14 protein-coding genes and 2 pseudogenes are annotated in these 13,686 nt (G+C 39.7%); 12 read left to right on the top strand and 4 right to left on the bottom strand.

Going from position 1 to position 13,686, the window contains the following annotated elements:
• Positions 1–9: 9 nt before the first annotated feature.
• From IM676_RS19935 to IM676_RS19080, 7 genes and pseudogenes are all read left to right on the top strand, one after another.
• Positions 10–666, top strand: a pseudogene (locus IM676_RS19935) (acyltransferase); the annotation flags it as partial.
• 48 nt (positions 667–714) lie between these two features.
• On the top strand, positions 715–1,251 hold the full coding sequence (locus IM676_RS19940; protein WP_404799850.1) for a GAF domain-containing protein: 537 nt from the start codon (positions 715–717) through the stop codon (positions 1,249–1,251).
• A gap of 190 nt (positions 1,252–1,441) precedes the next feature.
• Positions 1,442–2,527, top strand: a complete 1,086-nt coding sequence (locus IM676_RS19060) for a glycosyltransferase family 4 protein (RefSeq protein WP_200988325.1) — start codon at positions 1,442–1,444, stop codon at positions 2,525–2,527.
• Positions 2,528–2,551: 24 nt separating this feature from the next.
• Entirely contained in the window at positions 2,552–3,535 is a 984-nt protein-coding gene (locus IM676_RS19065) for a glycosyltransferase family 2 protein (protein WP_200988326.1), read from the top strand.
• Positions 3,536–3,867: 332 nt separating this feature from the next.
• Entirely contained in the window at positions 3,868–5,076 is a 1,209-nt protein-coding gene (locus tag IM676_RS19070; RefSeq protein WP_200988327.1) for a glycosyltransferase family 4 protein, read from the top strand.
• Positions 4,994–5,920, top strand: a complete 927-nt coding sequence (locus IM676_RS19075) for a glycosyltransferase (protein WP_200988328.1) — start codon at positions 4,994–4,996, stop codon at positions 5,918–5,920. Before IM676_RS19070 ends, IM676_RS19075 begins: the two co-directional genes overlap by 83 nt.
• A gap of 12 nt (positions 5,921–5,932) precedes the next feature.
• Positions 5,933–7,375: an O-antigen ligase family protein gene (locus IM676_RS19080; RefSeq protein ID WP_200988329.1), complete on the top strand. Its 1,443-nt coding sequence runs from the start codon at positions 5,933–5,935 to the stop codon at positions 7,373–7,375.
• Between the two features lie 6 nt (positions 7,376–7,381).
• On the opposite strand, the gene IM676_RS19085 is transcribed toward IM676_RS19080, so the two are convergent.
• The gene (locus IM676_RS19085; RefSeq protein ID WP_200988330.1) at positions 7,382–8,320 is read right to left on the bottom strand and encodes a methyltransferase domain-containing protein; all 939 of its coding nucleotides are present in this window, start codon (positions 8,318–8,320) and stop codon (positions 7,382–7,384) included.
• Positions 8,321–8,515: 195 nt separating this feature from the next.
• On the opposite strand from IM676_RS19085, the gene IM676_RS19090 reads away from it, so the two are divergent.
• Complete coding sequence (locus tag IM676_RS19090) at positions 8,516–9,250, top strand: phosphoadenylyl-sulfate reductase (RefSeq protein ID WP_200988331.1); 735 nt, start codon at positions 8,516–8,518, stop codon at positions 9,248–9,250.
• An 86-nt stretch (positions 9,251–9,336) separates the two neighbouring features.
• Here the strand turns inward: IM676_RS19090 and IM676_RS19095 are convergent, their stop codons facing one another.
• Positions 9,337–9,654 carry a hypothetical protein gene (locus IM676_RS19095; RefSeq protein ID WP_200990290.1) on the bottom strand — a complete coding sequence of 106 codons (318 nt, stop codon included), beginning with the start codon at positions 9,652–9,654 and terminating at the stop codon, positions 9,337–9,339.
• Positions 9,655–10,438: 784 nt separating this feature from the next.
• On the opposite strand from IM676_RS19095, the gene IM676_RS19100 reads away from it, so the two are divergent.
• From IM676_RS19100 to IM676_RS19110, 3 genes are all read left to right on the top strand, one after another.
• Positions 10,439–10,804: a Mo-dependent nitrogenase C-terminal domain-containing protein gene (locus IM676_RS19100; protein WP_200988332.1), complete on the top strand. Its 366-nt coding sequence runs from the start codon at positions 10,439–10,441 to the stop codon at positions 10,802–10,804.
• A gap of 22 nt (positions 10,805–10,826) precedes the next feature.
• Entirely contained in the window at positions 10,827–11,099 is a 273-nt protein-coding gene (locus IM676_RS19105) for a cupin domain-containing protein (protein WP_200988333.1), read from the top strand.
• Positions 11,100–11,397: 298 nt separating this feature from the next.
• Positions 11,398–12,272, top strand: a protein-coding gene (locus IM676_RS19110; protein WP_200986959.1) for an IS630 family transposase whose coding sequence is annotated in 2 segments (ribosomal slippage) — positions 11,398–11,727 and positions 11,730–12,272 — 873 coding nt in all. Because the reading frame shifts where the segments join, the coding sequence is not laid out codon by codon here.
• A 13-nt stretch (positions 12,273–12,285) separates the two neighbouring features.
• Here the strand turns inward: IM676_RS19110 and IM676_RS19115 are convergent.
• A pseudogene (locus IM676_RS19115) lies at positions 12,286–12,582 on the bottom strand (creatininase family protein); the annotation flags it as partial.
• 193 nt (positions 12,583–12,775) lie between these two features.
• The gene (locus IM676_RS19120) at positions 12,776–13,186 is read right to left on the bottom strand and encodes a pentapeptide repeat-containing protein (protein ID WP_225880406.1); all 411 of its coding nucleotides are present in this window, start codon (positions 13,184–13,186) and stop codon (positions 12,776–12,778) included.
• Positions 13,187–13,225: 39 nt separating this feature from the next.
• On the opposite strand from IM676_RS19120, the gene IM676_RS19125 reads away from it, so the two are divergent.
• A complete protein-coding gene (locus IM676_RS19125) occupies positions 13,226–13,513 on the top strand; it encodes a pentapeptide repeat-containing protein (RefSeq protein ID WP_225880524.1) in 288 nt (95 codons plus the stop codon).
• The last annotated feature ends 173 nt before the right edge of the window (positions 13,514–13,686 follow it).

Here is a 13,686-nt window from a genome sequence, read left to right on the forward strand (position 1 = left end):
ATTAGCGCCATGGTTAATCGTGAATATGTATCTAATTGGCAACACATCCAAGAGTATTTATTAACAAACTTATTTGGATATATACCCACAAATTTGGTAGGAGGCAGATTAAGAAAACTATTCTACCGCCGGATTTTTCGTAAGCTGGGCAAATCAGTTTACATTGATAGTTATGTTCGGATTCTCAATGCTTCTTGTATTGAGATTGGTAATAAAGTGCAACTTTTACGCAATGTCAATTTAGATGCAAGATGGCACTCAAATAATAGGATATATTTAGGAGATTTAGTCAGCCTTGAACAGGGGGTTGATATTAGGGCATTAAATAACACTTCTGTTGAAATTCATGAAGGTACTTTTATAGGACCTTATGTCTGTATTACAGGTTCTGGCAATATTAAAATTGGTAAAAACTGTTTAATTGCAGCACAAACAGGCTTGTTTGCCAATAATCATATTTTTTCCGATCCTACTGAAAATATTAACTCTCAAGGCGTTACTCGTGAAGGAATTGTCATTGAAGATGATTGTTGGTTAGGCTCAGGAGTAAAAGTATTAGATGGGGTAACAATTGGAGAAGGTAGCATTATTGGTGCTGGTGCTGTTGTGACTAAGGATATCCCACCTTTCTCAGTTGCTGTAGGCGTACCTGCAAAAGTTATCCGCAGTCGGAAAGAATATATCTGCGAAGACGGTAGCCGTCTTCCTATTCTCCTGAGTACATCACTTGCTAGAGTAGAAAAGGCTGCTAAAGTCAGCTATCAAGATTTACAAAATAGCGATAGGACTGTCAAATATGATTTACTTTTTAACAATGTGTTGCAAGTCCTACTTACTTCTATCTGTCAAATCATGAATGCCGATAGTGTTACAGTTCTTTTACCGGCAGAAAAAGAACAGCAATTATTTGTCTGTGCCTCTATTGGGTTAGAAGAAGAGATTAGAGAAGGCATTCACATTCCATTTGGTTGTGGCTTTGCAGGTAAAATAGCAACTAGTGCCAAGCGTCTAATTGTAGATGATCTATCAACAATAGAAGTTTTCAGCCCAATTTTGCGTAATAAGGGCATCCGCTCAATAATTGGTGTACCGTTACAACTTAAAGAGCAAGTATACGGTGTCTTGCACGTTGGTAACTTTCATCATCACCAATTTAGCAACGATAATATTCAACAATTACAGCTTATTGCCGATCATGTTGGATTAGCAATTGAACCATTATTACAAAGTAACAAACTCAAGTTCAATTAGTAATGTAATTTGATCCCAAGTTTTTATCAAAGCTGGTATCTGTCATGGTGTTCGGAACGCCCTAAAGGCTTCGCGTACAGTCCCGTAGAGAATCAATATCATCAATAAGGTACTACTACAGACATCCTCTTAGCATGAATTTTTAAATTCAATCAAAACCTTTTGAACTCAAAACTGATTATAGATTTTTATGAAAAAGCTTATTGTTTACATTGCCGAAGTTATTTTAAGCGAAGAGTCTGGCATGGGTCGAGTTGCTTGGCATTGGAAAAATGAATTTGAAAGCAGAGGCTACGAATTTCTGCATATCGGTCCATCTGAAACAGGCCGATTTGCTCATAAAGCATTCTTCCCTTATGCAGCTCGGCGCTTTTATAAAAAACTGGCTAGAGAAGCGTCTGTTTTTATAGTTCATGAACCCGCTTCTGGATTCTTCCTATCATTTAATATTCCTGTTGTAGTAGTTAGCCACGGGCTAGAGCGAAGATCTTGGGAATTGGAGTTGCAAGACAAATATGGAAGCTCTCAAAAATTAAAATTGCGGACAAAGTTACTTTTTCCCTTATGGCGGTTGCATTATTGTGATTTAGGTTTAAGAAAAGGAAATCTTTTACTTCTTCTAAATCAAGAAGATTGTGAATTTACTAAGCAATATTATCACAGGAATTCCCAAGATATATTTTTATACAAGAATGGAATTTATCCCTATCATGTCAATGAAACACCACAGATTAACAATCCATTGACTATTCTTTTTATGGGTTCTTGGATTGAGCGCAAAGGAATTAAAACCTTGGTTGATGCTGCTCAAATTTTGCATAAAAAAGGCTTAACTTTTCATTGGTTGCTTGCAGGTACAGGTCTTGACCATGAGGCTGTTTTAGCTGCCTGGCCAAAGAATTTTCATCCTTATTTGGAAATAATTCCTAAATTTTTGGCCTCTGATGAGCTGAGTCTGTTTATGCGTTCTCAAATCTTTGTTCTACCTAGCTTTTTTGAAGGACAACCTTTAGTGCTACTACAGGCAATGGCATCTGGACGCTGCTGTATCACTACAAATTGCTGTGGTCAAAAAGATTTGATTCGTCATGGGGATAATGGGTTACTTTATGAAGGAGGTAATGCAGGGGAGTTAGCTTATCTAATACAACAGTGTGCTAATGATAGCCAGTTGAGAACCACTCTTGGTAAAAATGCAAAAACTTCAGTCGAAAATCGGTCATGGAAAGAAGTATCTGCTGAAGTAGTAAACCGTGTAGAAGCTCTAATCCAATAGAAAATTTGTGGAAATTTACTTACTATGATTAAATTACTTACTATCGCAATACCTACATTTAATCGTGCTACATTGCTTGATAAACAGCTAGCATGGCTCCATGAAGAAATCAAAGGTTGTGAATCTGAGTGCGAAATTTTAATTTCTGATAATTGCTCAACTGATCATACTCAAGATATTATCAAAAAATGGCAACCAAGTTTTAGTTTAACTACATTTAAATCCCATAGGAATATAGAAAATATCGGATTAATGGCAAATGTTATTCATTGTCTAAAATCAAGTAGCACCAAATATGTATGGACAATTAGCGATGATGATCAATTTGCTAACCAAGTACTCACTTACCTTATTAGTAAACTTAAAAAATATGAAGATTTATCATTATTATTCCTTAACTTTTCTGGTCGTAATAAAATTACTGGAGAGGCTGTTCATCCACCTACAATTATTGGTAACCGTTGGTTTGATATCGAGACTGAAGATGCTTGTACTAATGGCAAGGCGATATTTGAATATTGTTTTTCCAAAAGTATTGGTGCAGTTAGTCTTTTAAGTGCTACAGTATATCGTAGTGAATTAGCACAAAAATCTTTAGAATTTTGGCAAGATGCTGCAAGTAATTGGTTATCTTTAGCTTACATAGCCGGGTTTTGTGCAGCTAATGGCAGTGTAATTGTTACTAAAGATATTTATTTAGAATGCACTGTTGGTGTGAGCTATTGGCAGAAAGATCCAACCTCTGCACTGTTATCCCAGTTTAAGCATATCCCAGAAATGATTTTAAAATTAGAAGAAAGTGGATACTCGAAAGAATTTTGTAGGAGTATGATTTTACATAAAGCTAGAGAAGTTAACTTAAAAGTTTTATTAGGTGCTTTGAGAAGATGGCCTGTTTTGACTAGCGGCATATTGATTTATTTTTTCAATTTAATTACCTTATCTACTTTTTATTTGATAACTTCTGAAATAAAAAGATGGGAAATTCAATTTAAACATAATTATTGAAACATATTTGCTAATAAGATAGATGAATTAATTAATGTGGTAAAAAGCTTGTGTATCCGAATATTTTTACACAAAAGTGGAATCAACAGATTGAATTAGTAGGTTCTGATATTTGGCAAGCAATAAAACAGCAGAAAATAAATTTCGCTACGATCACAGCCCTCACACCCAGTTATAGTCCGAATATATTAGCAACCCCAGTATTAATTAGGAATACCCAAGTTAAATTAAACATTTTCTTGTCACATCCGCAGGGGTATTACATCTATCTTGGCGGTTACTTGCTTTTAAATCAGCAATTGCTGGGGCAAAATTAACAATCGAGGTAATAAATGAAAATTTGTATCGTTACCCATAGCCTACAAAAATGTGATGGTCAGGGTAGAGTTAATTATGAAGTAGCCCAAGAAGCAATTCGTCGCGGTTATCAATTAACATTATTAGCTAGTCAAGTAGACTTAGAATTACAGGAAAATCACCTAGTTAAGTGGGTTGATATTTCTGTAAAAGGCTATCCTACAGAATTTCTCCGTAACATTATTTTTGCAACTAAAAGCACAATATGGTTAAAACAACATCGCCAAGAAGTGGACATAGTAAAAGTCAATGGCGCAATTACTAATCCCCCAGGAGATGTGAACGCAGTACATTTTGTCCATAATTCTTGGTTGAAATTTACCTCTAATAGAACTCAAAAAAAACCAGGAAATTTCCTATATAACTCTTACCAGTGGCTATACACAACTTTAAACGCACATTGGGAAAAACCAGCTTTTCTCAAAGCCCAAGTGGTAGTAGCAGTCTCTCAGCAAGTTGCTCAGGATTTAAAAGCCATAGGTGTACCCTCAGAGTCTATCAAAGTAATTTTGAATGGCGTTGATTTACAAGAGTTTTCCCCAGGAGTCAGCGATCGCCAAAAATGGCAACTACCTGAAAATGTACCCTTAGCATTGTTTGCGGGTGATATCAGACTGACCCGCAAGAACTTAGATACAGTCTTACAAGCCTTAGTCCAAGTTCCTGAGTTACATCTAGCAGTAGCAGGAAATACTCAAGGAAGCCCCTATCTTCAGTTAGCAGAATCATTAGGACTTCGTCAGCGGGTACATTTTTTGGGACAAAGGTCTGATGTACCAGAACTAATGAAAGCTGTGGATTTCTTGGTTTTCCCCTCACGTTATGAACCCTTTGGGTTAGTAGTTATTGAAGCCATGGCTTCTGGTTTAGCTGTAATTACAGCCAGTTCCACTGGTGCGGCTGATTTAGTAACACCAGAATCGGGAATAGTCTTGTCAAACTCAGACGATGTAGAAGCTTTAACACAAGCATTACAGTTACTCAGCAGCGATCGCTCATTATGCCAACAAATGGGAAAAGCAGCCCGTTTAGTTGCAGAACAACACAGTTGGACGAGTATGGCTCAAAGCTATTTAGATTTATTTGAGGAGTTAATGAATCATGAGGAATACGGTTCTCGTCCCCACCTATCGCCGTCCTCTAGATCTATCACGTTGTCTTTTGGCGCTGCAAGCACAAACTAAACCGGTTGATCAAGTAATTGTGGTAGTTCGGGATACGGATACCCAGACTTGGCAATTCCTCGGTGGATTCTATGCCGAAAGGTTACCATTACATATTGTACCTGTGACGGAGCCAGGAGTAGTAGCCGCACTCAACGCCGGTTTGAAAGTGGTAATAGGAGATATTGTTTCCATCACTGATGATGACGCAGCACCTCATTCTGATTGGTTGGAAAAAATCAACGCTCATTTTATCGCTGATCCTACTATTGGCGGTGTCGGTGGTCGGGATTGGGTACACTACGGTGAAAAAATTGAAGACGGTCAACAGCCCATAGTTGGTAAGTTGCAGTGGTTTGGGCGGGTAATTGGTAACCACCATCTAGGAGTAGGAGCACCTCGGGAAGTTGATGTTCTCAAAGGGGTGAATATGAGTTTTCGTACCCAAGCAATTGGGAAATTGACATTTGATCAACGAATGCGTGGTACGGGAGCGCAGGTACACTTTGAAATGGCTTTTACTCTGACTTTAAAGCGGGCGGGCTGGAAGATGATTTATGATCCCCTGGTGGCTGTAGATCACTATCCAGCCCAACGTTTTGATGAAGACCAACGCCACAAGTTTAATGAAATTGCTTTGATTAATTTAGTTCATAATGAAACCTTGGTCTTACTAGAACATTTGCCGCAATCGCGTCATTTTGTATTTTGGCTTTGGGCGTTATTAGTCGGAACAAGAGATAGTTTAGGTTTAATCCAATGGCTGCGACTTTTACCTAGTCAAGGTAAAATTGCCGGACAAAAGTTATTACTATCCTGGCGGGGACGTTGGTTAGCACATCGACAATTCGTAACCGGTCATTAGTTATTGGCGATCATGATTTCCAAACAGATACATTTCAATAGTTTTTCAGAATCACACTTTTTTCCCCAAGAGCGATCGCTACAGGGTTGGCTAGCCATTTCCGGCTTTTTGCTACTGAGTGTAGTTTGCTATTTTGCCGGTGCAACGGCTGTGTTGCGCCTAGTTTACCCGGTGATCGCTTTAGCAGTAGCCATATTTTTATACTTACGTCATCCCATTCTCTATATCGGTTTTACTTGGTGGATATGGTTTCTCACACCCTTAGCCGCCCGTTTAGTTGACTATCGAATTGGCTGGGACCCCACCCGTCAGATGCTCATAGCACCTTACTTAGTGGTATCTGTGACTATAGCCACTTTTTTAAGGCACTCTCCCCGGGCTTCTACCCAGGGAGCTATGCCGTTTGTTTTGGCTTTTATCGGGGTCTTCTATAGTTTTTTAATCGGTTTGGTTCATAATTCACCATTACCCGTAGTCAGGGGTCTTTTAGATTGGCTAAGTCCCATTCTCTTTGCCTTTCACTTGTTTATGAACTGGCGAGACTATCCCAGCTACCGCCAGAATATTCAACGTATATTCATCTGGGCTGTATTGCTATTAAGTATTTATGCTATCTATCAATTTGTAGTCGCACCGGAATGGGATAGATACTGGCTGATAGAATCGAAAATGTATACAAGTTCAGGCAGCCCTGAACCTTTTGGTATGAGGGTATGGAGTACTTTACACTCACCTGGACCGTTTGCTTCTGTTATGCAAACAGGACTACTGTTATTATTCACCAGTTCAGGAACCTTAATTTTACCGGCATCAGCCGTGGGTTATTTGTCATTTCTACTGACACAAGTCCGTAGTAGTTGGTTGGGTTGGTTATTGGGAATAGTGATGATTTTTGGTTCCGTCAAGGCACATCTTCAAATGCGCTTAATGGCCATGATTTTAATCATCATCATGTGTGTTATACCTTTGACTAATATTGAGCCGATTTCTGATGTCGTGACAAATCGGTTAGAAACATTTTCTCAGTTAGAAAAAGATACTAGCTTTAATGAAAGATCAGAAAGCTATGAGAGAAATTTAAACTTAGCTCTTTCTAATGTTTTAGGTAACGGATTAGGAAATACATGGACACTCAACGAAAAAACTGGTCAATTGGAAGTCTTTGTTATAGATAGTGGTATTCTAGATATGTTTTTTACCCTGGGTTGGGTGGGTGCAATACCTTATCTGGCCGGGTTGCTGTTGATAATTTTCACCGTGTTTCAGTATGCTGAAGCCCGGTTTGATACTTTTGTCAGTACCGCCCGGGCAATTAGTATTACTTTTTGTGTGCAGCTAGTTGGCTATAGTACCATGATTGGTATTTCTGGTATGATTGTGTGGGGATTTTTAGCTATGGCCATGGCAGCCCATAAGTACTATCAGCATCAAAATAGTCAATATACTCAATTTTGAGTGAGATTATTTCCGCACAGCACGGAACATTCCAAAGCGGCACAGACCTGTACCAAATGCCAAGCGCATCAGTAGCAGGGTAGGAACTTCTCGCACAGATTTAATCAAACCAGATACACCAAAACGGACTAATCCCTGGGGACGGGCTACTCCTTGCCAAATAGAATCTAACCAAGAAGGAAGTGTTGCTTGTGTCCAGTCTGCTGTCTTCACCTCTCCTTGAACTAATCCTGTCTGTGATAACAGTTCACTAAAACCTTCAATGCTGGCAAAAGCAGGATGAGACCACTGGTCTAGTAATTGTTTCATGACAGGTTTTTCCCAAAAATTCAGAGGTTTTTGGCGTTCGTCCCTTTGATTCCAGTCAGCCACAACTAGCACTCCACCCGGCTTGAGCACCCGCATTAATTCTTTGGCAAAAACGGCTTTATCTGGCATATGCAGACCGGCTTCAATAGACCAAACTACATCAAAACTAGCATCAGAGAAAGAAAGCGCCATAGCATCATCTACCTGAAATTTCACATCCAGTCCATTGGCCGTTAACTCCTGGGCACGTTGGACTTGTTGAGAACTGATGGTAATCCCTGTTACCGCAAATCCATAATCTTTTGCTAGAATGCGACTACTACCCCCGATGCCACAACCAACATCTAAAACAGTTGTACCGGTAGGTAATTTATCTAAACCACCCCAGCGCACCATTTCATGCACAAAGTCAGATTTAGCCGCAAGAAAATCTTTTCGTTGTGGTGGTGAGCCATAATGACCTAAGTGGATATGTTCGCCCCAGTAAAATTCTAAAATCCCGTCTTCTGTCCATTGGTCGTAAGAATTAGCTACGGAGTCAGATGATTGGTAACGACGAGGGGTGAGTAAATAGAATAAAATCCCGATCGCTAAGACTACAGTGAGCAGTCCCAGGGCGAAAAACAACCAACTCATGGAAATCAGTCCTTAACATTTGTTCACAATTTTATCCTATTCTTGGCATAGCTTCAGCGAGGGTAGTTATGGCCAGATCAATATTGGATATTGCTTTGATGATGTCTTAACAACTCGACTATTCCCCCCGTTCAATGGTAGAACATCCTCTTAACTTGGTAAAATTCAGTTTGCCGAAGCATAGAACACAAAAACATGGTAGCTACCCCAACTAATTTAGATATTCCTGCCCTAGAAGCAGAATATAGTCAAAAGACACCCAGGGAAATTCTTAAATTTGCCTTAGAAACTTTTAACAATATCTCGATTTCTTTTAGTGGTGCTGAGGATGTTGTCCTCATTGATATCGCATCAAAACTTACTAAAAACTTCCGTGTTTTTACTTTAGATACTGGACGGTTACACCCCGAAACATACCAGTTATTGGATCGGGTCAGAGAACATTATGGTATTAAATTAGAAGTCCAATTTCCTGATGCTGGGGAAGTGCAAGCTTTAGTAGAAGAGAAGGGATTGTTTAGTTTCTATCAAGATGGTCATAAAGAATGCTGTGGGGTTCGCAAGGTCAGACCCCTACGCCGGAAACTCAATACTCTGGATGCTTGGATTACTGGTCAACGCAAAGACCAAAGCCCTAGTACCCGCAACCATATCCCGGTGATTGAAGTTGATAGTGCTTTTTCGACTCCAGACCATCAGTTAATTAAGTTTAACCCCTTAGCCAACTGGTCTTCTGCACAGGTGTGGGAATATATCCGCGCTTTAGATGTACCTTACAATAAGTTGCATGAACAGGGTTTTGTCAGCATTGGCTGTGAACCCTGCACTAGACCTGTGTTACCTAACCAGCATGAACGTGAAGGGCGCTGGTGGTGGGAAGAATCCACTGCTAAGGAATGCGGTTTGCACGTTGGTAATTTGCAAAAGTAGTTTAAACTGAGCGATGCCTCCGCCGGGAGCGGAGCGCCATCGCTCTTCTTCACGATTTTTGTGGTACTGAGTTTAAATCCCAGAAATCAGCTAGTTGCTTCCACTGGTTTTTGCTGAGAAATATTCCCCGGTATTGGTTCGGTTTTCGTTTCTGGAGATACAGCTGTGACCTCAATATGGTTGAATAACGTGGTGACAAATGCAAATAGCAAGAATGGTAGGGACAACAAAACTATGAGACCTACAGTTGCTAAAGCATATACAGGACGTTTAGCACCCATTAAAGCTAAAGCCGATGCTAAACTGACAGTGATTGTAATTAGCCAAACAATTATTTGACCGTAGATATCACCAAAGGTCAGGGTACAGACAAAACGGTATTTTTGGAAATTACTCTTGTCCATCATGTTTTATATTTGTTTCACTTCTCTCCTATAGGTTCTACGTTAAAGCTATGTTTGGCTTGCAGTCAATTTCTCAATATTTTGGCAAATTTTGTAATATCACTTAACAATAGTTATTTTAGTTACGAGGTGTGATGCGTATGAGGAACTTTTTTCTTAACAGGTACTTAGGGCTAACAATCTCCCCCGCTGGAAGACATTAATAAATTCATCAGAGTGCTTGTGAGGTGAGAATACTTCTAGCTATGGTCAGTCTCAACGGCACAATAGATTAGTTTGTACTTATCAAAGGATATGGTGGGGTATTTTCAATAATATCCGAAGACAGTTTTGTAGTGAGGATGACAATTTAGGTGATACCAGTGGACTAAAATAAATTAAAGTCAAGGAATAACTACAAATCCAGCCTAGCTGGAACCAAGGTTACGCCCTGCTCTTGACTGCCAAAGTAAAATTAGAACTACTGAGCAGTTTCTCACGCGTAAATTTAAATTTCATCTAGGGGATCACTATGTTAAAGAGCAAGGACTAATAAGTATAAGTTAAGGGAATACCATTTTTATATTTTCTTTGTTATTTTGTATTTAACGGGACAGTTATTCATGATCCAGTGAGCTAAATATAAAGTGAGTGAACTATTTACCAGGAAAATCTATGCAAATTACTCACTTTGTGATTGTCCTCGTTTAATTGATCAACACAAGACAAATCCCGAATATAGATGGCATGGTAATTCCCAATCGGCGAATAGTTTATCAATACAAGGAAGACCTTGGTCAGAGCTATGGTTAAGACAAATAATCAGCATATTATCCTACCTGGTTTTATCAAAGCTGTCGAGGTAGAAGCCAGTGATCAACTAAGTACCAACAATAAATCTCCTCGACGCAAATTCGACTTACTGCAACCATTACGTAAAAGGCTAGACAAGATTGAAATTAAGAATCGTGACTTTGCTCACTTTATTGCTAAAATGATTCCCGCTCAGTGCCCTTTCGAGCGCGACCTCATGCTATTTGGCCACAAAATAGCCCACATTCCCCCTCTGTGTAAGCTGAATCCACTGTATGATGAATTTGTTAGCTTGCGCTTTCGCGCTTTGTGTTATTTAGTAGATGAGTGTGGAGAGGACATTCAATCCTACTGCTAAATCCCAACCGAGAAAACATAGCATGGAAATCAAAATTGAGCATCAACCAAGTCAACAACGCCTCAACCAGTTGGGTGTATTTCAGTGGGAAATTTGGCAAAAAGAAATATCAAAATTTCCCTGGACTTATGATACTCAAGAAACTTGTTATTTTTTGTTAGGTGATGTCGTTGTTACCCCTGATAATGGACAAGCAGTGAAAATAGGAAAAGGTGATTTAGTGACTTTTCCAGCCGGTATGTCTTGTGTATGGGAAATCACCAGCGACGTGAAAAAACATTACTGCTTTGATTAGCCAAGAATCATGAATTAATTTCCTGGTCTTTTGGTTTCTTTGATTCTCCAGAATGCAAACATCTCTACAGTGACTAGGAATTAAATAGCAGGATAGGGGACATAGTGGCGCTGTGTCTCCTATAATTTTTTATCTAGCAGTGATTAAATACCTGTATTCTTGAACTAATTTGCCAACTTAAAATTGAAGTATCAGTAATAAACAAAAAAAGTTATTTTTTATAGCAACCGCCAAGGTAATTTAAGCATAAACTATAAGTAGTCCCTTTTCATGTGAAGCGATCGCTTGCTACAGGTATATGCCCAAGCCGTACAGTTACGACCTTCGTCAAAAAGTAATCCAAGCGATTGAACTCGATGGCTTGAAGAAAACTCAAGCCAGTCAAATGTTTAATATTAGTCGCAACACCATCACCCTATGGTTGAAGCGAAAAACCGAAACGGGGGACTTCCAAGCCTTGCCTAATCAGCGTCCTGGGAATGGTCACAAAATTACCGATTGGGAAAAATTTCGTGAGTTTGCTTCCGTACATGGCGATAAAACCCAAGTAGAGATGGCCTCACTTTGGCCTGAAGAAATTAGCGATCGCACAATCTCAAGAGCTTTGAAAAAAATTGGTTTTACGCGAAAAAAAAGACTTATGGCTACCGTGAGCGCGATGAGGTCAAACGACAGGCTTTCGTAACGCAGTTGTCTGAGTTACCTGTGGAGAAGATTGTATACCTCGATGAGTCAGGAATGGACAACCGAGACCAGTATGATTACGGTTGGAACTCAAAAGGACAGCGCTTCCATGCACTTAAATCAGGTCGTCGTGAAGGTCGGGTGAACATAATTGCCGCGCTGTGTAACCATAAGCTGATAGCTCCTTTCACTGTTGAGGGTGCGTGTAATCGAATAGTATTTGAGACTTGGCTTGAAGCTTGTTTGCTTCCCACACTCAAACCAGGACAGGTTGTGGTGATGGATAATGCCACATTTCATAAAGGTGGGCGCATTCAACAACTGATTCAGTACGCAGGGTGTGAAGTGCTGTACCTACCACCTTATTCTCCAGACCTGAATCAGATTGAAAAATGTTGGTCTTGGTTAAAAAGTCGAATCCGCAAAAAACTTGAGCGGTTTGATTCTTTACGAGATGCCATTGAGGATGTCTTGCTTTTTGCGTCCTAACCTCCTTGGCGGTTGCTATAGCTAAACAAGTAATATAATCTTTGACTAGCTGAATCAATGTACTCGGACGTAGACTGATTGTACCGGGAAAAGCGGTATGATGTAGTGCCATGCCCACACTGATTGTAGGACTAACCATTGCTTGAGTTGCTTCACCCACACCACATGCGATCGCCTCTGCACAAATAGCATCAGTCCCAATTAAGCCTGTGGGGCCATGTTGTTCCGTCGAACCAATGGGTATAATAATACTCTGAGATTCTTGTAAATAGGTCTCAACTTCTTGCCAAGTGCTTAAATTTAGTAACATTGTGTGAGATAATTTAGCTTAATAGTATAGCATTTCCCATGCTCGTAAGGTACAAAGTTTTTTAGTTTTAGGGAACAGGGAATAATTTTCTGTATACTTTATTACAGTGATAAAGGCTTGAGCCAATTTTTAGTATTTTTTGAAAACTCCTCTACTACTTCATGGGGATTACCATCACACCCGGAGCTAATTCTCAGTCAATAGATTCACAAACTAATCCATGTAGTTGTGTAGCACTATTGAATTTGCAGTGTTGCATACAACTACCTGTCAGAGTGGTGTTATGGAAGTTTGCAGCTATTAAGTTTGATTGCGATAAATTCGCCCCAGTCAGATTCGCCCCAGTCAGATTCGCTCCAGTCAGATTCGCTCCAGTCAGATTCGCTCCAGTCAGATTCGCTCCAGTCAGATTCGCCCCTTTTAAGTTAGATCCTTTCAAATTAGCGTGATGCAGGTCAGCGCCATTAAGGTTTGTGTAACTCAGGTTAGCATTCATCAGGTTAGCGGTATAGGAGTCAGCTTCAGCACCTTGATTTTTTCGCCTCCACTCATTCCAAATTGCCACAACCTCTTGCAGACTTTCCAAATTCTCTTTAGTTGCCATGATCAATTTTCGATGCTTGTTCTTGATACTTNTAACCTGATGAATGCTAACCTGAGTTACACAAACCTTAATGGCGCTGACCTGCATCACGCTAATTTGAAAGGATCTAACTTAAAAGGGGCGAATCTGACTGGAGCGAATCTGACTGGAGCGAATCTGACTGGAGCGAATCTGACTGGGGCGAATCTGACTGGGGCGAATTTATCGCAATCAAACTTAATAGCTGCAAACTTCCATAACACCACTCTGACAGGTAGTTGTATGCAACACTGCAAATTCAATAGTGCTACACAACTACATGGATTAGTTTGTGAATCTATTGACTGAGAATTAGCTCCGGGTGTGATGGTAATCCCCATGAAGTAGTAGAGGAGTTTTCAAAAAATACTAAAAATTGGCTCAAGCCTTTATCACTGTAATAAAGTATACAGAAAATTATTCCCTGTTCCCTAAAACTAAAAAACTTTGTACCTTACGAGCATGGGAAATGCTATACTATT

The sequence above is a fragment of the Anabaenopsis elenkinii CCIBt3563 genome (assembly GCF_015245355.1).
Taxonomy (GTDB): domain Bacteria; phylum Cyanobacteriota; class Cyanobacteriia; order Cyanobacteriales; family Nostocaceae; genus Anabaenopsis; species Anabaenopsis elenkinii.